This is a genomic window from Altererythrobacter sp. KTW20L, assembly GCF_023501975.1.
In the GTDB taxonomy this organism is placed as follows: domain Bacteria; phylum Pseudomonadota; class Alphaproteobacteria; order Sphingomonadales; family Sphingomonadaceae; genus Alteraurantiacibacter.
This window is the reverse complement of sequence record NZ_JAMFLH010000007.1, coordinates 144,099-163,782: the sequence shown is the minus strand read 5'-3', so window position 1 is coordinate 163,782 and position 19,684 is coordinate 144,099. Positions and strand designations below refer to the sequence as shown.

The window sequence follows — 19,684 nt, the reverse complement described above, 5'->3', positions numbered from 1 at the left end:
GGGCTCGGCTCCTATTCGAAATCGGCGGCGGTCATGACCGGAAGCTCGGTCACGGCGGCATTGCTACGCGCCATAACGTCATCCGGATTCACGACAAGGCCGATCTGGGCCAGCGAGCCGTCTCGTCCCCAGCTTTCCGACCAGGCAGCGAGGAATTCACGCAGGCCGGGCACTGCGTCGACATGGGCCTTCTTGACATAGATGAACATCGCCCGCGCACCCGGATAGGCGAACGACGCGAGGTTGTCGTAGGTCGGCTCGATCCCGCCCAGCGGCACGCCGCGCACCCGGTCGAGGTTTTCTTCCAGATAGGAGAAGCCGAACACGCCCACGGCGTTGGGATTGCCCGCGATCTTCTGCACGATCAGGTTGTCCTGCTCGCCCTGGTCGACATAGGGGCCATCGGAGCGCACTTCGGTGCAGACCTGGTCGTGGCGGTCGGCGTCCTGGTCCTTCAAAGTGGCCATCGCCGGATTGGCGTCGCAGCCGGCCATCATGATCAGTTCCTCGAAGCTGTCGCGCGTGCCCGAGGTGGTCGGCGGGCCATAGACGAGGATCGGCAGCGCGGGCAGCGAGGGGTCGACATCAGCCCAGGTGCGCGTCGTCTGTGCCTCGCCATAGGGGTTGGCGGCCATGGCGCGATAGACCATCGCCGGGGTCAGTTGCAGGTCGAGCCCGCCGATGGCCGAGGCCAGCACCACGCCATCCATGCCGATCTGGATTTCGACCACGTCGGTCACGCCATTGGCCTGGCAGCTTTCGAACTCGCTGATCTTCATCCGGCGCGAGGCATTGGCGATGCTGGGCGTCTGCGCGCCGGTGCCGCTGCAGAACAGCGAGATGCCGGCGCCCGTGCCGTTCGATTCGACCAGCGGAGCGGAGAAATCGGGAAAATTGCGGGTGAACGCTTCGGACACCACGGTGGCGAAGGGGTAGACCGTAGACGAACCAACGACATTGATCGTCTGGCTGCCACCGCCACCCGAACCGGAATTGCCGCAAGCGGCCAAAGCCAGAGCGCCGAGAGCGACGGTGGCGAATCTAAGAGCATTGGTCATGGTCGTTTTCCACTTCTCGTATGTGATCGGTAGGGGCGCACTATTACGCAAAGGCGACAGATTGGTGACACGCTCCAGACATCTATCGGTCATAACCGTGTCCGGGGAAAGGGGCAGGGGAAACGCGCGGTCAGAAGTCGATCTGTCCGCGCAGGGCGAGCACGTCGGCCGACCACGAGCGGCTGCCCGAAGGCAGGGGAAGGGCGGCGTCGGCATATTCGAGGTGGCCATAATTGAGTGTCAGCCGGGTATAGTCGGTCGGCACCCAGACAACCGAAGCGAAATAGCCATCCTGGGTACCACCGGTGATCGGCCCGTCGCTGAGGTCGAGATGATCGTAACGCAGGTTAACCTGCCAGGCGCCGGGGCCGCCTTCGTCAATCGGTTTTGCCGGACGGGTGCGATCCCATCTGCCGCCGCGATAGCCGCGCCTGTCACCCGATGTAAGGTAATAGCCAACCTCGACAAAGCCGCCGAAGAATGTGGGATCACCTGTAAACGCTGGAATATCCACGGTCTGCCAGAACGCTTCGCCCGCGGCGTGGAAGCGGCCCGATACCATCGCGGATTCAAGCCCGACGCCGAATTCGCTGTCCGCCGCCATGTTCGGCGTGGCAAGCGGGCGGTGGGGGGTGAAGTTGACCAGCGGACGCTGGCGGTAGCGCACCGTGCCGCCGGTTTCGAGCTGGGCGAGGTGGAGCGATCCGCCGAAATGCAGCTGGGTATCGCCAACCTTTGGCGCAAAAACGACGCGGCCATCGATTGACCAGTTCTTGCCGGGCAGGTCTTCCGAGTTGTCGCTGAAGACGCCCCCCTGCACGATCACATCGCCGCTGCGGTATTGCGCACCAAGGCCCAGGCGTCGCTCGAAGCCGAAAGCATCGGTGAAGGCGGCACGCTCGATGAAGGTGGACCAGCGGCTGCTCGTCAGTTCCTCCATCGACTGGAAATTGTTTTGCTGGCCCGCAGTCAGGGTCAGCCCGCCGTGCTCGTAGCTCAGGATGGCATCGGTAAGCACGGCCGAGTTTCCGGCAAAATCGACCTCGACCTTGTAACCGAAGCCACCGGGAATATCGCCTTCCATGCCGAGCCGGGCGCGCCGGAACGCGCTGCCGAAGCCGTCGGTGCTGGCGATGCCTGCAGGGAAGCTCACCGTGCCGGCATCCATGTTGAGCCGACCGAACGGCTTGAAGGACCAGCCGCCGGATGCCTCAATCTCGGGAGCGCCGTTGAAGCCTATTTCCGCGCTGTCGCCGGAAGCTGCGGGAGCGGGAGCTGGAGTCGCTACCGTTTCCATCCGGTCGAGGCGCGCAGCCATTGCGTCGATCTGCGCCTGCATGGCGGCGATCTGCGCCCGCAAGGCGGCGGCATCGTTGTCTTGCGCCTGGGCGGGAGAAACAATTGCGGTACTGGCGACGAGCGAGGCCAGAAGGAGCTTGTTCATGCGGATAGGTCCGATTCTGTCCTGAATGTGACAACCATTCGACGCCCCTATGACCGCTCCTTTACAGTTTTGTGACGGTATCCACCGTTTTATGACAGCTATGGATGCGCTGGGATCAATCGGCCGGCAGGGCCTAATCTGCCAGGAGGGGAAGCCACACGCTCACCTTGGTGCCAACGCCGGGCTGGCTGGAGATATCCAGCCTGCCGCGATGGCGCTCCACGATATGCTTGACGATGGCGAGGCCAAGCCCGGTCCCGCCAGCCGCGCGGCTGCGACTGGGATCGGTGCGGTAGAACCGCCGGGTGAGATGGGGCAGGTGTTCGGCAGCGATGCCTTCGCCGCGATCCTGCACTGTGAGCAGCGCCATGTCGCGCTCTGCCAGGGATAGCGCCACGGTGACCGGCTTGTCGGCACTGCCGTATTTCAGGGCGTTGTCGACCAGGTTGCGCACCAGCTGTTCCAGCTGGTTCTGGTCCCCGCGCACGATCACTTCGTCGGAAGGTAGTTCGAACTTGACCCGGTTCAGCCGTTCGGCCCCTGCGCCATCGCGCGCCGCCTGGCGCACAGTGTAGCCGAGATCGACCTTCTCGCGTGGCTGGTCGTGCTTCTCCGCCTCGACCCGGCTCAGGCTCATCAGGTCGTCCACCAGCGTTTGCAGCCGCCGCGCTTCACGCAGCACGGTGGCATAGAATTTTTCCGCCTGCTTCGGGGCGATGTCCGAACCGGGCTCGGCCCCCGATTCCACGAGCGTCTCCATATAGCCGATGATCGAGGCCAGCGGGGTGCGCAGCTCGTGGCTGGCATTGGCGACGAAATCTGTATGGGCGCGGCTGACATCGGCTTCCGACGTGCGGTTGATCAGTTCGATCAGGCTGTAGCGCTCGTCGATCCGGTGGCATGACATCTGCCAGTTGCTGCGCGGCCCGGTCAGGCCCTGCACAGTCACGCTGCCACCCTGGGGCCGCGCGAGCAGGTCCACTGCAGCCGGATGGCGCAATGCCACGCGTGCATCCTGCCCCACAACGTGCGCTCCGATCGCCTCGCGTGCGGCCATGTTGGCCACGATGATGCGGTTGCCGTCGGTCATCAGCATGGGCAGGCCCGAATGCTCGATCAGGTCGCGCATGCCCGAACGGGTAAGCTGCACGCCTTCCAGCGCCGGGGTGGCGGGCGGGGGAGGGGCGGGCATGGCAAGCCAGAACGAGGCGCACCATACCAGGGTGACACCGGCGGTGATCGCCAGGTCCACCCCGGAAAGGGCCATCACCAGGCCGGTCACCAGGGCGATGACCAATCCACCGAACGGAATGAAACGCCCCTGCATGGCGCGCAGCCTTAGCCGCAAGATTGCTGCTGCGAAACCGTCAAAAGAAGGTGATTTGAGTTATGGCCGCAGTGTGACCGACCACACGGTGGCTGGTGACCCCTACGGGAATCGAACCCGTGTTTCAGCCGTGAGAGGGCCGCGTCCTGACCGCTAGACGAAGGGGCCGCATGGCCGGCGGCGTGCGCAAAACCGCATGGCCGAATCATTCGCACCGGTGGTGACCCCTACGGGAATCGAACCCGTGTTTCAGCCGTGAAAGGGCCGCGTCCTAACCGCTAGACGAAGGGGCCACTGCGGTGCGAGCGGCGCACTTACGGGCGCTTTGCCAAGCGGTCAAGCCCTGCCGGTACGGGATTTGTGCCGGGACTGCCTACCATCTCCATCAAACCGCCATTAATCGGCCCAGGCGGCGTCTTCCAGGTGCAGCTCCGCGGCAGGGCGCGGGCCCCAGTCGTCGATCTTCGCCCGGCCTGCCAGCCACACCTTGCGGCCACGTGAGCCATGCAGCAGCGCCTGCCCCATGGCGCTCTCTGCCGCGCGAAAGGCGATGGCCTTGAACGAGGCGCCGTCATCGCCCGCCGCGATCAGCCGCAGGTGCGCGTTGCCCACAATATCGGCCTTGACCAGCCGCACCGGCCCCACGGCGATGCGCGGCCCCGGCCAGCCAACGCCGAACGGACCTGCCGCATCGAGCGTCTCGACCAGCGAGGGATTAAGCCCGCGCGGCGCGAGCGACAGGTCGAGCCGCAGCACCTGCCCGGCCGAAGCGCGGGCGACCGGACCGGCGAGGTGGCCTTCAAGCCAGTCCGAAAACGCCTCCAGTTGCGCTTCGTCGATGGTCAGGCCCGCCGCCATGGCATGGCCGCCGCCCGCCACCAGCAGGCCGTTCTCGCGGGCGGCAATGATCGCCGCGCCGAGGTCCACCCCTGCAATCGAGCGGCCTGAGCCTTTGCCTTGGCTAGTCTCGTTATCCAGAGCGATCACCAGCGCCGGCTTGCCGGTCTTTTCCTTGATGCGCCCGGCGACGATGCCGATCACCCCCGGGTGCCAGCCGTGTCCCGCGACGATGTGCACTGCGCGGTTGTGCTGGGCTGCCAGTTGCGCCTCGGCAGCCTCCTGCACTTCGGCCTCGATCGCGCGGCGTTCCTCGTTCAGTTGCGATAGCTGTGCGGCAATGGCCGCTGCCTCGGCGGGATCTTCGGTGGTCAGCAGGCGCACACCCAGCGTCGATTCGCCCACGCGCCCGCCGGCGTTGATGCGCGGCCCCAGGGCAAATCCGCAATCGCTGCAACTCGGCGCACGGGTCAGTCGCGAGGCGTCGATCAGCGCCGACATCCCCACATTGCGGCGGTGCGCCATGACCTTGAGGCCTTGGGCAACGAAGGCGCGGTTGAGCCCGCGGATGGCGGCGACATCGGCCACCGTGCCCAAGGCCACCAGGTCGAGAAGGCTGAACAAGTCAGGTTCTGGCCGGTCGGCAAAAAAGTCCCGCGCCCGCAGCGTCCGCACCACGGCCACGGCGAGCAGGAAGGCCACGCCCACGGCGGCAAGGTGGCCGTGCGATGCGGCAAGGTCGTTCTCGTCGAGTCGGTTGGGATTGACCAGGGCCAGCGCACGCGGAAGTTCGGGCGAACACTTGTGGTGATCGACCACGATCACATCGACCCCGGCATCGTGCGCGGCGGCCAGCGCCTCGTGGGCCATCGCCCCGCAATCGACCGTTACCACGAGGCTGGAACCTTCCTGTCCCAATCTTACGAGTGCCTTACCCGAAGGTCCGTAACCCTCCAGCAACCTGTCTGGTATGTAATGCCCTGCATCATGGCCCAACATTCGCATCAGCCGGATCAGCAGCGCGCTGCTCGTCGCCCCGTCGACATCGTAGTCGCCGTAGATCGTCATCCGTTCGCGGGCGATCACTGCCTGGGCCATGCGCTCGGCGGCCCGGTCCATGTCGCGGAATTCCGACGGGTCGGGCAGGAAACCGCGCAGGCTGGGCTCGCGGTGCAAGGCGAGGTCCGCAGGGGCAACACCGCGCGCCATCAGCAATTGCGCCACGATATCCTCGCCCGAAGCGATTCCGGGGGCGCTGGCGGACAATTCGCCCGATTCGCCAACCCCGGTTGTCAACTGCATATTGCCACCCAGCCACTGCCAGGACTTGCCCGAAAGGGAACAATTGATACCAAGTACAGGGGGGGTGTCGAGCATGACGGAACGATTAGCCGTTGGCGGCGTCTGTGGGAAGGCGTTGCCCGCTCCCTGCGTGATCCGCTACCGGCGGACTGTTCCGAAGTGGTTCCATTTGGAGTGGCCAGCTTGCCTTGTTCGAATTATCGCCTAGGCGGTTATCCAATTGTAAGGAGGACAGGATTTTTCCCGGGACGAGGGGGTATGACGCCATAGGGCTAGCGCATCACCCAGCCGAAAACAGAACGGATCAGATGGTCGTGCTGCTGTTTGCGCCCGGTCACCGTCCCCCCTTGTCTGAAATCCAGTCGCTTTCGGTCGCTCAGGGCCAATTCGCGGTAACGCTGGAAAGCGATGGTCCTGGCCAGGAAATGCGCTGGGCCGAACTTCTGGCGAACGGCCTGACCTTCGATATCGCAGGCCTCGCGCCGGGCAAACCCGGCCCAGGTGTGGCCGATGGACATCTGTTTGGCCTGCCCGAGGGCTTTGATCCGGCAAGCTGCGAGGGCGTGGCCCTGACTCCCGGTCCGCACCTCACCAGCGGCGGCCCGATGGTCCCCGTGCTGCGCTGTCTTGCATGGCTGGCCGCTGAATTGGCCGGGCTGGAGCACCTGCGCGCGATCGTGTGGGGTCCGGCCCGCACGATTTGCGGCCCGGACTATTTCCGCGACGTGGTAACCCGCTGGATCGGCGGCGGAGCGTTTCCCGGGCTCGGCCTCACCGCCCTGCTGCCACAACCCGATGGAGCCATCCTGAGCGAAGGGCTGGCATTGTTCACCGGCCAGGAACTGCGGCTTGAACCGGACCCCGGGCAGGACCAGCAACAGGCGGCCAAGGTAGCCCTGCGTCTGCTCCACTGGCTGGTCGAGAATGGCCGGGTGGACCAGACCATGTCGTTGACCGGACCTAGCGGAGAAACATTGCTACTTGAACCGCGCGCGGAAGCAGGCATTCTCCATGTGTGGAGAGGGTCGCGCTAGCCGGAATTGCCGGCACACCGAAAATCCGGGGCACTGCGCTGCTGCGCGGCAGGTTGCCGTTCCGCTCGGTCAACAAACCGGGCAAGCCCGGCTATCGGACAGGAATGCAGCGTCACCACCTCCTCCCGCGCCAGTTGCTGCTCGATCGCAAGCTGCGCGCGCTGTTCGATGCGGTTGGCTGCGACCTGATCGGGTTCGACGATTTTCGCTGCAACGGCCTGCTGCTGCCCGCGCTGGAGCAGGCAGCGATGGTGCTGGGCCTGCCACTCCACCGCGGGCCGCATCGGCGCTATAACGAGGTCGTGGCCGAGCGCATGGGCCAGATCGAGGCCGGATGGCAGGCGGCGCGCACGCGCTCGCCCGATGTGGCTGCGCAGGAAGTGCTGATGCGAATGCGCCTGCTGCAACGCGCGCTTCGGCGCAGCCTGCTGGCACCGGGCCTTCCGCGAATCAGGCTGAATTCCCGCGATCCGGTGGGCAAGGGCGTGGACTTCAGCGAACTCGACGCCATGGCCGAGACGATCTGGGCAGTAACCGCGCCGCAGGACCCCTAGGCGGCTTCGCGCAGTGCGGTGAAATGGCTCGCCAGTGCCGCGTGCCGGGCATCGCTGTCCATCGTGGCCCGCAACTCGCGTTCGATCCGACGGGCCACATTGCCCAGTTCCGCATCGCCGAAATTGGCCGCCGTGCCGGCCAGCCGGTGGAGGCCGGTTGCGATTGTTTCCCAGTCGGTAAGCGCATCTCGCCTTGCATGTGCGGCTTCGATCAGGTCGAACAGCTCGGCCTTGCGCTGGCGGTAGCGGAAATCGAGCGAATGGATCGTGGCGCTGATGCCTTCGGGCTGGCGCAGCACGTCGCACGGTTCGGGGGTTCGGCTGCCTGGGATGTCAGAGCGCAACTGGTCGGCCAGCACGCGTTCGAGGTCCGCCAGCATAAGCGGCTTGGCCAAGTGGGCCTGCATCCCGGCATCAAGCACCGCAGCGATATCCTCGGGATGGCAGTTGGCGGTCAGTGCGATGATCGCCAGTTTCCCCGGACCAAGGCCGGCCGCCCGCAGCGCCCGCGCCGCCGCAAGTCCGTCCATCATCGGCATCTGCACGTCCATCAGCACCAGTTCGAACGGATGTCCTGCCTCCTGCGCAGCCAGTGCCATATCCACAGCCTCGCGGCCATTGGTTGCAAGCTTCACGTCCAGCCCCAGAGCCCCCGTCATGGCGAGGATCAGTTGCTGGTTGATCGGGTGGTCCTCGGCCACCAGCACCCGGCGGCCGCGTAGCGAGGGTGCCGTTTCGGGCGGGGCAGCGGCTGCAACAGGCGCAGCACTTGCCCGCCCGACATCGCGCAAGGGCAGGCGGATGGCGAACAGGCTGCCTTGTCCGGCAATGGAGTCGACGTCGATCGTGCCGCCCATCAGCCGCACGAGCTGCTGGCAGATTGGCAGGCCCAGGCCGGTCCCGCCATAATGGCGCTCGGCGGTGCCGTGTTCGGGCGGGAAGGGCGTGAACAGGCCTGGCAGGCGCTCGGCAGCGATGCCCCGGCCGGTGTCGCGCACCGTAATCGCCACTTGGTCCGCCGCGAGAGCAAGTCCCACTCTCACATGCCCGCGATCGGTGAATTTGAGAGCATTGCCGATCAGGTTGAGCACAACCTGGCGCAACCGCAGCCGGTCGAGCGCCAGCCGCGCGGGCACCTCGTCCGACAGGTCAAGCGAGAGGTCGAGGCCCTTGGCCGCAGCAATGGGCTGCATCAGGGCGATTGCCTGGCGCAGCTCTTCGGCGAGATCGGTTTCCTCTTCGACCAGCCGGACTTGTCCCGCCTTGATGCGCGAGATGTCGAGCACGTCGTTCAGCAGGCGCAGCATGGCGCGGCCCGAATCGGCGATCAGGCGCACCTGCTGGTGCTGTGATTCGGGCAGGTCAGCCTCCAGCAGCATCTCGGTAAAGCCGATGACCGCGTTCATTGGTGTGCGCAGTTCGTGGCTCATGCCGATCAGGAATGCGCTCCACCGCTCGTCAGCGTCAGCCTCGGCTTGGGGATCGCCGTGGTCCGGTTTCGCGGGCAGCGGGGGCAGGGCAGGGGCCATGCGCGATGCGGTCTGCCGGTGCAGTCGCACCAGCAGCACCGCGAGCACGCCCGCGGTGGCGACAAACAGAAGGTGAAGCGCATAGTGGAGCATAGGGGCCGACCGCAGTTGAAGCTGCCATCGCTGTGCCCCCGATGCCCTTGGTAAAGCGCTTGGCCTGCGCTCCGGAGCTTTACCTATGCAGCAACTACCCGGGCAGACACGCCGTCGGCAGCCGACAGGATTGCCCGCACGCTGGCCGTCGCCACGTCCTCGTCGATCCCCACGCCCCAGGCGCTGCTGCCATCGGGCAGGCGGCATTCGATATAGGCCGCCGCCCGGGCATCTATCCCTGACCCGAGCGCATGTTCGACATAGTCGAGCACTTCGAAATCGAGCGCATAGGCCTCGCGCATGGTCGCCAGGATGGTGGAGAGCAGGCCCTTGCCGCGCCCGGCGATGCGCTGTTCCTCGCCGTCAACCTTGATGGTTCCGGTGAATATGTGCGTCCCGTCGCCCGCCTTGCTTTCCTCGTAATCGACCAGCCGGAAACGCTTCGGCACGTCGCCGATGAAATAGGCCTCGCGGAAGCACCGCCAGATGTCGGCGGCGTTCAACTCGCGCCCCAGGTCATCGGCCATGCGCTGCACGTGGCCGGAAAAATCGGCCTGAAGCTTCTTCGGCAGCTTCAGCCCCTGGTCCTGTTCCAGCACCCAGGCAAAGCCGCCCTTGCCGCTCTGCGAATTGACGCGGATCACAGCCTCGTAGCTGCGCCCCAGGTCGGCCGGATCGATCGGCAGGTAGGGCACGCGCCACAGGTGGTCATTGCGCTGCTGCTGCGCTTCGAAGCCCTTCTTGATTGCGTCCTGGTGGCTGCCCGAAAAGGCCGTGAACACCAGTTCGCCGCCATAGGGGTGGCGCGGGTGGACGGGGATCTGGTTGCAGTATTCGACCGTCTCGATGACCTTGTCGATGTTGCTGAAATCCAGCTCAGGATCCAATCCTTGCGTGTACATGTTCATCGCCATTGTGACGAGGCAGCAGTTGCCGGTGCGTTCGCCATTGCCGAACAGGCAGCCCTCGATCCGGTCTGCGCCAGCCATCAGGCCCAGTTCCGCCGCCGCAACGCCGGTGCCGCGATCGTTGTGGGTGTGGAGCGATATCACCGCCGCCTGCCGGTTGGGCAGGTTGCGGCAGAAATACTCGATCTGGTCGGCATAGATGTTGGGCGTGGCCGCTTCCACCGTGGCCGGCAGGTTGAGGATGATCGGGCTGTCGGCCGTGGGCTGCAACACCTCCATCACCGCTTCGCACACCTCGAGGCTGAAATCGAGCTCGGCGGTGGAGAAGGTTTCCGGACTGTATTCGAACTGCCAGCGGGTGCCGGGGCGCTTGGCCGCTTCGTCACGCAGCAGCTTTGCGCCGGACACGGCGATGGCCTTTACCTCGGCTGGCGTCATGCGGAACACGATTTCGCGCCAGGCGGGGCTCAACGCGTTATAGACGTGGACAATGGCCGAGTGCGCGCCTTCCAGGCTCTCGAAGCTGCGCTTGATCAGGTCTTCGCGCGACTGGGTGAGGACCTGGATTACCACGTCATCAGGCACCTTGCCCGACTGGACGAGGCCGGAGATGAAATCGAATTCGGTCGCGCCCGCGCTGGGGAAACCGACTTCGATCTCCTTTACGCCCACTTCCACCAAGAGGTCGAAGAAGCGGTTTTTCTTCACCCCATCCATCGGGTCGATGATCGACTGGTTGCCATCGCGCAGGTCGGTCGAGAGCCAGCGGGGGGCCTTGGTGATGGTGCGCGAAGGCCATTGCCTATCCTGCAGGGGCACCTGCGGGAAGGCCTGGTATTTTCGGCTCGGATCCTTGAGCATGGACATGGCTTGAAGCCCTTATCGCTTATCGCCCGCGCGGCAAGAGGCGGGCGGAAATTTCAACTGTGGTGCGAAGTGGCCCTTAGGCGGGTTCCGGCGCATTGCCCGCATGGGGCGCGCACGGGAATTGACACGCCTAAGGGCGTGTAAGTCGAAGCAGCGATAGGAGCGCGCGGACTTTCATGGTGGGCACCATATGGGGCCGTGGTTAAGAAAAGTCTAGGCCTGCAAAAAACACGAAGCGCGCGATCTCCGCAGAGACCGCGCGCTCCATTGTCGCATAGCTGAGTGGCGATCAGTTCTTTTCGAAGGCCACGGTGATGTCGAGGGCGATATCATCGCCGATGCCGAAGGGAATGCCCCAGGCCATGTTCCATTCCGAGCGCTTGATCGTGGTCTTGCCGTGGAAGCCCAGGGTTTCCTTCTGGTTCATGCCGTTGGTGCCCATGCCCGACAGTTCGGCCTGGATGGTGACCGGTGCGGTCACACCGTTCAGCGTGAGGTTGCCATCGATGTGCGCGGTGGTCGGTCCGGTCGAGTGGACCGCAGTGGACACGAAGCGGGCGGGCTCGGGGTTGGGGCCGAAGAAATCGGGGGCGCCGCCATCGGCACCGGCGCGATGGAGATGCTCCTTCAGCCCGGCGCTCGGCACGATGACCGAAGCGAGCGGGATGGTCACGTCAACGCTGGACGCGGCAAGGTTGGCGGTGTCGAGCGTGAGGGTGCCCGCCACGTCACCGAAGATGCCGAAATAGTCGTTGAAACCAAGGTGGCTCACGCCCCAGCCGACCATCGAGTGAGCTGCATCGGCGGTATAGGTGCCGCTGGTAGCGTTGGCGGGGTTCAGTGCGGGGGCGGGCGGGCCGCCCTGGGCCTGGAGCGCGCCGACGGAAAGGGTCGCAACGCCGGCTGCTGCGGCGATGGCGAGAAGTGATTTACGCATGTGAGGGGTCTCCCGGTGGTATTGGCTGTGTGTTGACTATGCAAAACTCAGGCGTGCAATGTGGCGATGCACGCAGCCAATGTCCACCGTGAACCGTAATGCCGTGCAGCGGACCGGCGGGGGTAATTGTCGCGAATTGTCGCAACAGCCCCGCCGGTTAGCGCTTAGTTCTTGGCCTGGTCCACCAGCTTGTTGGCCGAAATCCACGGCATCATGGCGCGCAGCTGGGCGCCGGTCTGCTCGATCGGGTGGGCTTCGGCGGCCTTGCGGGCGGCTTTCAGCTCGGGCTGGCCGGCCCGGTTGTCGAGCACGAAGTTCTTCACGAAGCGGCCGCTCTGGATGTCGGCCAGGACGCGCTTCATCTCGGCCTTGGTTTCGGCGGTGATGATGCGCGGGCCGGTGGTGATGTCACCATATTCGGCCGTGTTGCTGATCGAATAGCGCATGTTGGCAATGCCGCCTTCGTACAGCAGGTCCACGATCAGCTTGGTTTCGTGGAGGCACTCGAAATAGGCCATTTCGGGGGCATAACCGGCTTCCACCAGCGTTTCGAACCCGGCCTGGATCAGGTGGGTGATGCCGCCGCACAGCACGGCCTGCTCGCCGAACAGGTCGGTTTCGCACTCTTCCTTGAAATTGGTCTCGATCACGCCCGAACGACCGCCGCCAACGCCGCTGGCATAGGCGAGCGCGATGTCGTGCGCGTTGCCGCTGGCATCCTGGTGGACGGCAATAAGGCAGGGCACGCCGCCACCCTTCACATATTCACCGCGCACCGTGTGGCCGGGGCCCTTGGGGGCGATCATGATCACGTCGATGTCCGATGGCACTTCGATCAGGCCAAAGTGGATGTTGAGGCCGTGGGCAAAGGCGAGCGCCGCGCCCGCCTTCATGTTGCCCTTGATATCGTCGGCCCAAATGGCGGCCTGGTGCTCGTCAGGGGCGAGGATCATGAGGATATCGGCCCAGGCGGCGGCGTCCTTGTTGGACAGTACCTTGAAGCCTGCACCTTCGGCCTTCTTTGCCGAAGCCGAACCGGGACGCAGCGCGATGGCCACTTCCTTCACGCCGCTGTCGCGCAGGTTCTGCGCGTGGGCGTGGCCCTGCGAGCCATAGCCGAGCACGGCAATCTTCTTGTTCACGACCAGGTTCAGGTCGGCATCGGCGTCGTAATACACTTTCATCGGAACGTTCCTGTCTTAAGTTCTCGTCTTCCCCCTTGGCGCGGGGAGTGAAATTCGCGGGGGTGCCTCTAGCGGCATTTACGCCTTGGGGCGAAAATCTTTTTTGAAACTGGTTTACGCGCCCTGCGGCCCGCGCATCATCCCGACCACGCCGGTGCGGCCCACTTCGACCAGCCCCAGTTCGCGCATCAGGGCGACAAAGCTGTCGATCTTCTCGGGCACGCCGGTCAGTTCGAAGATGAAGCTGGAGGTCGTGGTATCGACCACCTTGGCGCGGAACACGTCGGCGATGCGCAGGGCTTCGACGCGGGAATCTCCGGTGCCGGACACCTTGATCAGGGCCAGCTCGCGCTCGACGTGCGGGCCGGACTGGGTGAGGTCGATCACGCGGTGGACGGGCACCAGCCGGTCAAGCTGCGCCTCGATCTGGTCGATCACGTGCGGCGGGCCGTGCGTGACGATGGTGATGCGGCTGACCTTGTGGTTGTCCGATATGTCGGCGACGGTCAGGCTGTCGATATTATAGCCGCGCGCGGTGAACAGCCCGGCGATCTTGGCCAGGATCCCGGCCTCGTTATCGACCGTGATGTTGAGCACGTGGCGCTCGCTCTCGGTTTGCTTGATCTTCATCACACCAGCGCCTTCGCTTCATCATCCAGAGTTCCGGCCACCATGTCGCCGTAGAGCAGCATCTCGGTATGCGCCGCGCCGCTGGGGATCATCGGGAAGCAGTTGGCGTCCTTCGACACCTGGCAATCGACCATAACCGGGCCATCGTGCTCCATCATCGCCTTGATGCCCGCGTCCAGCTCGTCCTCGCAGGTGATGCGGATGCCCTTCCAGCCGTATGCTTCGGCCAGCGCGACGAAATCGGGCAGGCTGTCGGAGTAGGAGTTGGAATAGCGGCTCTCATAGGTCAGTTCCTGCCACTGGCGGACCATGCCCATGTATTCGTTATTGAGGATGAACACCTTGATCGGCAGGCGGAACTGGCTGGCCGTGCCCATCTCCTGGATGTTCATCTGGATCGAGGCTTCGCCTGCAATGTCGATCACCAGCCTGCCGGGATTGCCGAGCTGCGCGCCGATGGCGGCGGGCATGCCATAGCCCATCGTGCCAAGGCCGCCGCTGGTCAGCCAGCGGTTGGGACCGGTGAAGCCGAAATACTGCGCCGCCCACATCTGGTGCTGGCCCACTTCGGTGGTGATGATCGGATCGAGATGGTGCGTCAGCGCGTGGAGCCGCTGGACCGCGTGCTGCGGCATGATCACGCTGTCGCTGGCGGGATAGGCCAGGCTGTCACGCCCGCGCCACTCGCCGATCTGCGCCTTCCAGGCCGAAAGGTCGGCCGCCTTGCGCTTGCCCCATGCCTCGATCAGCTGTTCGAGCACCGTGGCGCAATCGCCGACAATACCCAGATCGACCGGGATCACCTTGTTGATGGAGGAACGGTCGATATCGATGTGGATCTTGGTGGAATGCGGCGAGAACGCATCGAGCCTGCCCGTCACCCGGTCATCGAAACGTGCGCCGATGTTCACCATCACGTCGCACCGGTTCATCGCCATGTTGGCTTCCAGCGTGCCGTGCATCCCCAGCATGCCCAGCCAGTCGTGATGGCCATCGGGGAATGCGCCAAGGCCCATCAGCGTGGAGGTGACGGGCGCGCCCACCAGCGCCTGGAACTGGCGCAGCAGCTCGCTGGCGCGCGGGCCGGAGTTGATGACGCCGCCGCCGGTATAGAAGATCGGGCGCGAGGCACCGGCGATCAGCTCGATTGCTTCGGCGATTTCCTCGGGCGCTGCCACCATGCGCGGGTTGTAGCGGCGCGGACGTTGCACCGGCGCGGCGCTGAACGCGGCCGTGGCGACCTGCACGTTCTTGGGAATGTCGATCACGACCGGGCCGGGGCGGCCGGTGGTGGCGATCTCGAACGCCTCGTCGATGGTCGCGGCAAGGTCGGCCGGGTCTTTCACCAGGTAGTTGTGCTTGCAGCAGTGGCGGGTGATGCCGATGGTGTCGGCTTCCTGGAAGGCATCGGTGCCGATCAGGTTGGTCGCCACCTGACCGGTGATGACCACCATGGGGATCGAATCGAGGAAGGCATCGGCAATGCCGGTGACCGCGTTGGTCGCGCCGGGGCCGCTGGTGACCAGCACCACGCCGGGCTTGCCGGTCGAACGGGCATAGCCTTCGGCCGCATGGGCGGCGCCGGCTTCGTGCCGGACAAGGATGTGGCGCACGCGATCGTCCGAGAACAGCTCGTCATAGATCGGCAGGACCGCTCCGCCCGGATAGCCGAACACGAATTCGACTTCGTGGCGGACCAGCATCTCGCACAATATGGCAGCGCCGCTGCGTTCCCCACTCATTTCCACGCACTCACTTGGCTTACTCCTTCGGAAGGCGGCCCCACTATGAGACAGGATATGTCCTGTCAACCCACAATATCAGAAGAATATTTCAAAGTGAGTGTTGATTGAGACATTTTCTGGCGCGATGCGGAGCCAATCTGCCGGGGGCTGGTGCCGCAGCCAGGTATATTGCCGCTTGGCATAGTTGCGTGTGGCTTGGCTGCCGCTGGCGATACACTCCTCTCTTGACAGTTCCTGGCGCAGCATCGCGGCGATCTCGGCCACCCCGATGGCGCGCATGACAGGGAGGGCGGGGTCGAGATTGCGGGCGAGCAGCGCGGCCACTTCGTCCACCGCGCCCTGATCCAGCATGGCGGCAAACCGCGCGTCGCAGCGGGCATAGAGCGCCTCGCGTTCCGGCAGGAGCACCAGCGGGGCGAGGGTGACCGCGTGGCCGATCCCGCCCTCCAGTTGCTGGTGCCAGTGGCCGAGCGGCTTGCCGGTGGAGCGCACCACTTCCAGCGCGCGAGTGATCCGCTGGCTGTCGGCAGGCGAGAGCAGGGCGGCGCGGTCCGGGTCTTCGGCTTGCAGCGCGGCATAGGCCTGATCGAGGGGCAGGGCGCGCACCTCGGCCCGCACGCCCTCGTCGATGGCGGGCACGGGCGCGATGCCATCGAGCAGCGTGCGGATATAGAGCCCGGTCCCGCCCACGAGGATCGGCACGGCGCCCGTTTCGTGCGCAGCGGCAATTTCCGCCTTGGCCGCCGTGGCCCAGTCCGCCGCCGAGCAGGCCGTGGATCCGTCCCAGGCGCCGAACAGACGATGCGGCATGCCGCGCATTTCTTCCTCGGTCGGGCGGGCGCTCAGCACGGCAAGATCGGCATAGACCTGCGCGCTGTCGGCGTTGATAATCACCGCCTCGCGCCCGACATCGGCCAGCGCCAGCGCCAGCCGCACGGCCAGATCGCTCTTGCCGCTGGCGGTTGGCCCTGCGATGAGCGCCACCTTGTTTTGCGGAGTTCTACCCTTGCTCATTGCCCGCCTGATAGCAGACCCTGCCACACTGGAAACCGCGCTCGAAGCGGCCAGCGCCGAACTTGGTGCTGTAGGCTTGGCCGTAGCCCAGGCCGAGATGCTGGATTTCTGCAGCGACGTGCTCGAACTGTCGATCGTGGGTGATGACATGGCCACCTTGCGCCGCGTGATCGACAGCCATTTCGCCCCGAGCGACGCGATCCTCGCCCGTGCGCCATTCCAGGTGCCGCATGTCTTCGTGTCGGACATGGATTCCACCATGATCGGGCAGGAATGTATCGACGAACTGGCCGACTATGCGGGGATCAAGGACCAGATCGCCGAGATCACCGAACGCGCCATGCAGGGCGAACTCGATTTCGAAAGCGCCTTGCGCGAGCGCGTCGGCCTGCTCGCCGGGCTGGAGGAAGGCGCGATCCGCCGCTGCCTCGATGAACGCATCCGCCCCAATCCCGGCGCGAAAGTGCTGGTCGAAACGCTGAAGAGCCGCGGCTGCAAGACGGTGCTGGTGACCGGCGGATTCCACCACTTCGCCGATGAAGTCGCCGCCCAGATCGGGTTCGAGCGGGTGGCGGGCAACCGGCTTGAGGTCGTTGGCGGCAAGCTGACCGGCGGTCTTGTGGGCGAAGTCTGCGGTAGCGACACCAAGCTGGCCGTCCTGCGCGAAGAACTCGGCCTGCTGGGCGATGAAGCCGTGAGCATGGGCGCGGGCGACGGGGCCAACGATATCCCGATGATCGAGGCGGCCACCTATGGCATTGCCTACTACGCCAAGCCCAAGGCCCGCGCGGCGGCCAATGGCTGGGTGGACCGGGGGAATTTGACCGCGCTGCTCAGGTTGCTGGATGTGCCGGAGAAGGATTGGGTGCGGTAGATAACCCCTCCGCCAGCGCGTGCCGCGCTGCCACCTCCCCATTTGTGCATTCGCAAAAATGGGGAGGAGAAAGTCACCCTTCCATCCACTCCCTGAAGAACGACAGGTTCGCTTCCTTCAACGCATCCAGCTCCACGCCGAACACGCGGGTGCCCCCGGTCGTACCAATCCGCCGCACGCCGCTGGCCGCCGTATCCTCGTTCCGCGTGCCCTTGGCCAATTGGGCCTGGAAGGCCGCCACGTCGGGCACGGTGATGAGATAGCGGCCTTGGTCCTCGCCGAACCACCAGCGGGCGGGGTCATAGTCGGGGTGGTTCTCCACCTCGGCGCCGATGCTGCCCTTCAGCGCCATTTCGGCCAGCGCCACGGCCATGCCGCCGTCGGACACATCGTGCACCGCGTTGACGAGACCCGCCGCGATCAGTTCGCGGATGAATTCGCCGTTGTACTTCTCCAGCGTCAGGTCCACTGGCGGGCAGCGGCCTTCCTCGCGCCCGTGGATCTCGCGCAGCCAGAGCGACCGTCCGACAAGGCTGCGGTGCGGGTTGGGGGTGGCCCACGGTTCCGCGCCGATCAGGTAGATCGCATCGCCCGCCTGCTTGATGCCCATGGTCATCATCTTGGCGTAATCCTCGATTACGCCGACGCCGCCGATGGCGGGGGTGGGGAGGATTGCGCTGCCGCCGCCGGTGGCCTTGCTCTCGTTATACAAACTGACATTGCCCGACACGATCGGGAAGTCGAGCACGCGGCAGGCCTCGCCCATGCCATCCAATGCATGGACCAGCTGGGCCATGATCTCGGGCCGTTGCGGGTTGGCGAAGTTGAGGCAGTTGGTCACCGCCAGCGGTGTTGCACCCACGGCGCAGAGGTTGCGATAGGCTTCGGCAATGGCCTGCATGCCGCCCAGGTACGGATCGGCATAGACGTAGCGCGGGGTGGAATCGGTGGTCATCGCCAGCGCGCGGGTGGTGTCGTGGATGCGCACGACGGCCGCGTCGCCGCCGGTTTGCAGCGTATCGGCGCCCACCTGGCTGTCGTACTGCTCCCAGATCCACTTGCGGCTTGCGAGGTCAGGGCAGGCCATCATCTTGAGCAGGTCCGCGCCGATATCATCGCCGCCGGGGATATTCTCGAGCGGCTTCGTGCCAGCCCAGGCCTTGTATTCTTCACGGCTGAGATAGGGTCGGTCATAGAGCGGCGCATCGGCAGCAAGCGGGCCGAGCGGAATGTCGCACACCACTTCGCCGTTGAACTCCAGCACCATGTGGCCGGTGTCGGTCACTTCGCCGATCACTGCGAAATCGAGCTCCCACTTCCTGAAGATCGCCTCGGCCATGGGTTCCTTGCCGGGCTTCAGCACCATGAGCATCCGCTCCTGGCTTTCGCTCAGCATCATTTCGTATGGCGTCATGCCCTCTTCGCGGCAGGGGACCATGTTCATGTCCAGCCGGATGCCGGCCTTGCCGTTTGTCGCCATCTCAACCGAACTTGAGGTTAACCCCGCAGCGCCCATATCCTGGATCGCCACGATGGCATCGGTCGCCATCAGTTCGAGGCAGGCTTCGATAAGCAGCTTTTCGGTGAACGGATCGCCCACCTGCACGGTGGGGCGCTTGGCATCGGCATCCTCGCCGAAATCGGCGCTGGCCATGGTCGCGCCATGGATCCCGTCGCGCCCGGTCTTGGAGCCGACATAGACGATCGGATTGCCGAGGCCCGTGGCGGCGGAATAAAAGATCTTGTCCTGCTCGGCCACGCCCACGGTCATCGCGTTGACGAGGATATTACCATCGTAAGCGCTGTGGAAATTGGTCTCGCCGCCCACGGTCGGCACGCCCACGCAGTTGCCATAGCCGCCGATGCCCGAAACCACACCCTGCACCAGATGCTTCATCTTGGGATGGTCGGGCCGCCCGAAGCGCAGCGCATTAAGGTTGGCGACAGGCCGCGCGCCCATGGTGAACACGTCGCGCAGGATGCCGCCCACGCCGGTTGCCGCGCCCTGGTAGGGTTCGATGTAGGACGGGTGGTTGTGGCTCTCCATCTTGAAGATGCAGGCGAGCTTCGTGCCGTTCGGCCCTTCGCCGATGTCGATCACGCCGGCGTTCTCGCCCGGACCGCAGATCACCCACGGGGCCTCTGTGGGCAACTTCTTCAGGTGCAGCCGCGATGACTTGTAGCTGCAATGTTCGGACCACATGACCGAGAAGATGCCGAGCTCGACCAGGTTCGGCTCGCGCCCCAGCGCGTGCAGCACGCGGGCATATTCTTCGGAATTGAGGCCGTGCGCCTCGACGACATCGGGTGTGATCTGTGACATGCCCGCCGCCTTAGCGAGGGCGCG

16 protein-coding genes and 2 tRNA genes are annotated in these 19,684 nt (G+C 65.0%); 3 read left to right on the top strand and 15 right to left on the bottom strand.

Annotated features, from left to right (window positions below):
• Positions 1 to 11: 11 nt before the first annotated feature.
• The 7 genes from M3P36_RS09010 to M3P36_RS08980 form a co-directional block, all read right to left on the bottom strand.
• Positions 12 to 1,058, bottom strand: a complete 1,047-nt coding sequence (locus M3P36_RS09010; RefSeq protein ID WP_249702923.1) for a substrate-binding domain-containing protein — start codon at positions 1,056 to 1,058, stop codon at positions 12 to 14.
• Between the two features lie 130 nt (positions 1,059 to 1,188).
• Complete coding sequence (locus M3P36_RS09005; protein WP_249702922.1) at positions 1,189 to 2,502, bottom strand: OprO/OprP family phosphate-selective porin; 1,314 nt, start codon at positions 2,500 to 2,502, stop codon at positions 1,189 to 1,191.
• 133 nt (positions 2,503 to 2,635) lie between these two features.
• Positions 2,636 to 3,829: a sensor histidine kinase gene (locus M3P36_RS09000; protein WP_249702921.1), complete on the bottom strand. Its 1,194-nt coding sequence runs from the start codon at positions 3,827 to 3,829 to the stop codon at positions 2,636 to 2,638.
• A 93-nt stretch (positions 3,830 to 3,922) separates the two neighbouring features.
• Positions 3,923 to 3,997: transfer RNA gene (locus M3P36_RS08995), tRNA-Glu, on the bottom strand.
• A 50-nt stretch (positions 3,998 to 4,047) separates the two neighbouring features.
• A tRNA-Glu gene (locus M3P36_RS08990) sits at positions 4,048 to 4,122 on the bottom strand.
• Positions 4,123 to 4,225: 103 nt separating this feature from the next.
• Entirely contained in the window at positions 4,226 to 6,043 is a 1,818-nt protein-coding gene (gene recJ, locus M3P36_RS08985) for a single-stranded-DNA-specific exonuclease RecJ (protein WP_249702920.1), read from the bottom strand.
• 197 nt (positions 6,044 to 6,240) lie between these two features.
• On the bottom strand, positions 6,241 to 6,486 hold the full coding sequence (locus M3P36_RS08980; protein ID WP_249702919.1) for a hypothetical protein: 246 nt from the start codon (positions 6,484 to 6,486) through the stop codon (positions 6,241 to 6,243).
• Between M3P36_RS08980 and M3P36_RS08975 the strand changes: the two genes are divergently transcribed.
• Both M3P36_RS08975 and M3P36_RS08970 read left to right on the top strand, forming a co-directional pair.
• Entirely contained in the window at positions 6,472 to 7,002 is a 531-nt protein-coding gene (locus M3P36_RS08975) for a hypothetical protein (protein ID WP_249702918.1), read from the top strand. The genes M3P36_RS08980 and M3P36_RS08975 overlap by 15 nt on opposite strands.
• A complete protein-coding gene (locus M3P36_RS08970) occupies positions 6,984 to 7,556 on the top strand; it encodes an AHH domain-containing protein (protein WP_249702917.1) in 573 nt (190 codons plus the stop codon). The genes M3P36_RS08975 and M3P36_RS08970 overlap by 19 nt, the downstream gene beginning before the upstream one ends.
• Here M3P36_RS08970 and M3P36_RS08965 read toward each other — a convergent pair.
• From M3P36_RS08965 to miaA, 7 genes are all read right to left on the bottom strand, one after another.
• On the bottom strand, positions 7,553 to 9,178 hold the full coding sequence (locus tag M3P36_RS08965) for an ATP-binding protein (RefSeq protein WP_249702916.1): 1,626 nt from the start codon (positions 9,176 to 9,178) through the stop codon (positions 7,553 to 7,555). The genes M3P36_RS08970 and M3P36_RS08965 overlap by 4 nt on opposite strands.
• Positions 9,179 to 9,261: 83 nt before the next feature.
• Positions 9,262 to 10,953 (bottom strand): 2-isopropylmalate synthase, encoded by a 1,692-nt coding sequence (gene leuA, locus M3P36_RS08960; RefSeq protein ID WP_249702915.1) that lies wholly within the window; start codon positions 10,951 to 10,953, stop codon positions 9,262 to 9,264.
• 289 nt (positions 10,954 to 11,242) lie between these two features.
• Positions 11,243 to 11,890, bottom strand: a complete 648-nt coding sequence (locus tag M3P36_RS08955; protein WP_249702914.1) for a YceI family protein — start codon at positions 11,888 to 11,890, stop codon at positions 11,243 to 11,245.
• A gap of 164 nt (positions 11,891 to 12,054) precedes the next feature.
• Entirely contained in the window at positions 12,055 to 13,074 is a 1,020-nt protein-coding gene (gene ilvC, locus M3P36_RS08950; RefSeq protein ID WP_249702913.1) for a ketol-acid reductoisomerase, read from the bottom strand.
• A gap of 114 nt (positions 13,075 to 13,188) precedes the next feature.
• Positions 13,189 to 13,704 (bottom strand): acetolactate synthase small subunit, encoded by a 516-nt coding sequence (gene ilvN, locus M3P36_RS08945; protein WP_249702912.1) that lies wholly within the window; start codon positions 13,702 to 13,704, stop codon positions 13,189 to 13,191.
• The gene (gene ilvB, locus M3P36_RS08940) at positions 13,704 to 15,446 is read right to left on the bottom strand and encodes a biosynthetic-type acetolactate synthase large subunit (RefSeq protein ID WP_249702911.1); all 1,743 of its coding nucleotides are present in this window, start codon (positions 15,444 to 15,446) and stop codon (positions 13,704 to 13,706) included. Before ilvB ends, ilvN begins: the two co-directional genes overlap by 1 nt.
• Before the next feature lie 78 nt (positions 15,447 to 15,524).
• Positions 15,525 to 16,463: a tRNA (adenosine(37)-N6)-dimethylallyltransferase MiaA gene (gene miaA, locus M3P36_RS08935; protein ID WP_249702910.1), complete on the bottom strand. Its 939-nt coding sequence runs from the start codon at positions 16,461 to 16,463 to the stop codon at positions 15,525 to 15,527.
• On the opposite strand from miaA, the gene serB reads away from it, so the two are divergent.
• On the top strand, positions 16,456 to 17,337 hold the full coding sequence (gene serB, locus M3P36_RS08930) for a phosphoserine phosphatase SerB (protein WP_249702909.1): 882 nt from the start codon (positions 16,456 to 16,458) through the stop codon (positions 17,335 to 17,337). The genes miaA and serB overlap by 8 nt on opposite strands.
• 73 nt (positions 17,338 to 17,410) lie before the next feature.
• Here the strand turns inward: serB and purL are convergent, their stop codons facing one another.
• Positions 17,411 to 19,660, bottom strand: a complete 2,250-nt coding sequence (gene purL, locus M3P36_RS08925) for a phosphoribosylformylglycinamidine synthase subunit PurL (protein WP_249702908.1) — start codon at positions 19,658 to 19,660, stop codon at positions 17,411 to 17,413.
• Positions 19,661 to 19,684 lie beyond the last annotated feature (24 nt).

Excerpts from the sequence above, each read along its gene's own strand:
- miaA (WP_249702910.1), bottom strand. The coding sequence starts at position 16,463 with ATGAGCAAGGGTAGAACTCCGCAAAACAAGGTGGCGCTCATCGCAGGG.
- M3P36_RS09010 (WP_249702923.1), bottom strand. The coding sequence starts at position 1,058 with ATGACCAATGCTCTTAGATTCGCCACCGTCGCTCTCGGCGCTCTGGCT.
- M3P36_RS08980 (WP_249702919.1), bottom strand. The coding sequence starts at position 6,486 with ATGTCCATCGGCCACACCTGGGCCGGGTTTGCCCGGCGCGAGGCCTGC.
- M3P36_RS09005 (WP_249702922.1), bottom strand. The coding sequence starts at position 2,502 with ATGAACAAGCTCCTTCTGGCCTCGCTCGTCGCCAGTACCGCAATTGTT.
- M3P36_RS09000 (WP_249702921.1), bottom strand. The coding sequence starts at position 3,829 with ATGCAGGGGCGTTTCATTCCGTTCGGTGGATTGGTCATCGCCCTGGTG.
- ilvN (WP_249702912.1), bottom strand. The coding sequence starts at position 13,704 with ATGAAGATCAAGCAAACCGAGAGCGAGCGCCACGTGCTCAACATCACG.
- M3P36_RS08955 (WP_249702914.1), bottom strand. The coding sequence starts at position 11,890 with ATGCGTAAATCACTTCTCGCCATCGCCGCAGCAGCCGGCGTTGCGACC.
- ilvB (WP_249702911.1), bottom strand. The coding sequence starts at position 15,446 with ATGAGTGGGGAACGCAGCGGCGCTGCCATATTGTGCGAGATGCTGGTC.
- purL (WP_249702908.1), bottom strand. The coding sequence starts at position 19,660 with ATGTCACAGATCACACCCGATGTCGTCGAGGCGCACGGCCTCAATTCC.
- leuA (WP_249702915.1), bottom strand. The coding sequence starts at position 10,953 with ATGTCCATGCTCAAGGATCCGAGCCGAAAATACCAGGCCTTCCCGCAG.
- recJ (WP_249702920.1), bottom strand. The coding sequence starts at position 6,043 with ATGCTCGACACCCCCCCTGTACTTGGTATCAATTGTTCCCTTTCGGGC.
- M3P36_RS08965 (WP_249702916.1), bottom strand. The coding sequence starts at position 9,178 with ATGCTCCACTATGCGCTTCACCTTCTGTTTGTCGCCACCGCGGGCGTG.
- ilvC (WP_249702913.1), bottom strand. The coding sequence starts at position 13,074 with ATGAAAGTGTATTACGACGCCGATGCCGACCTGAACCTGGTCGTGAAC.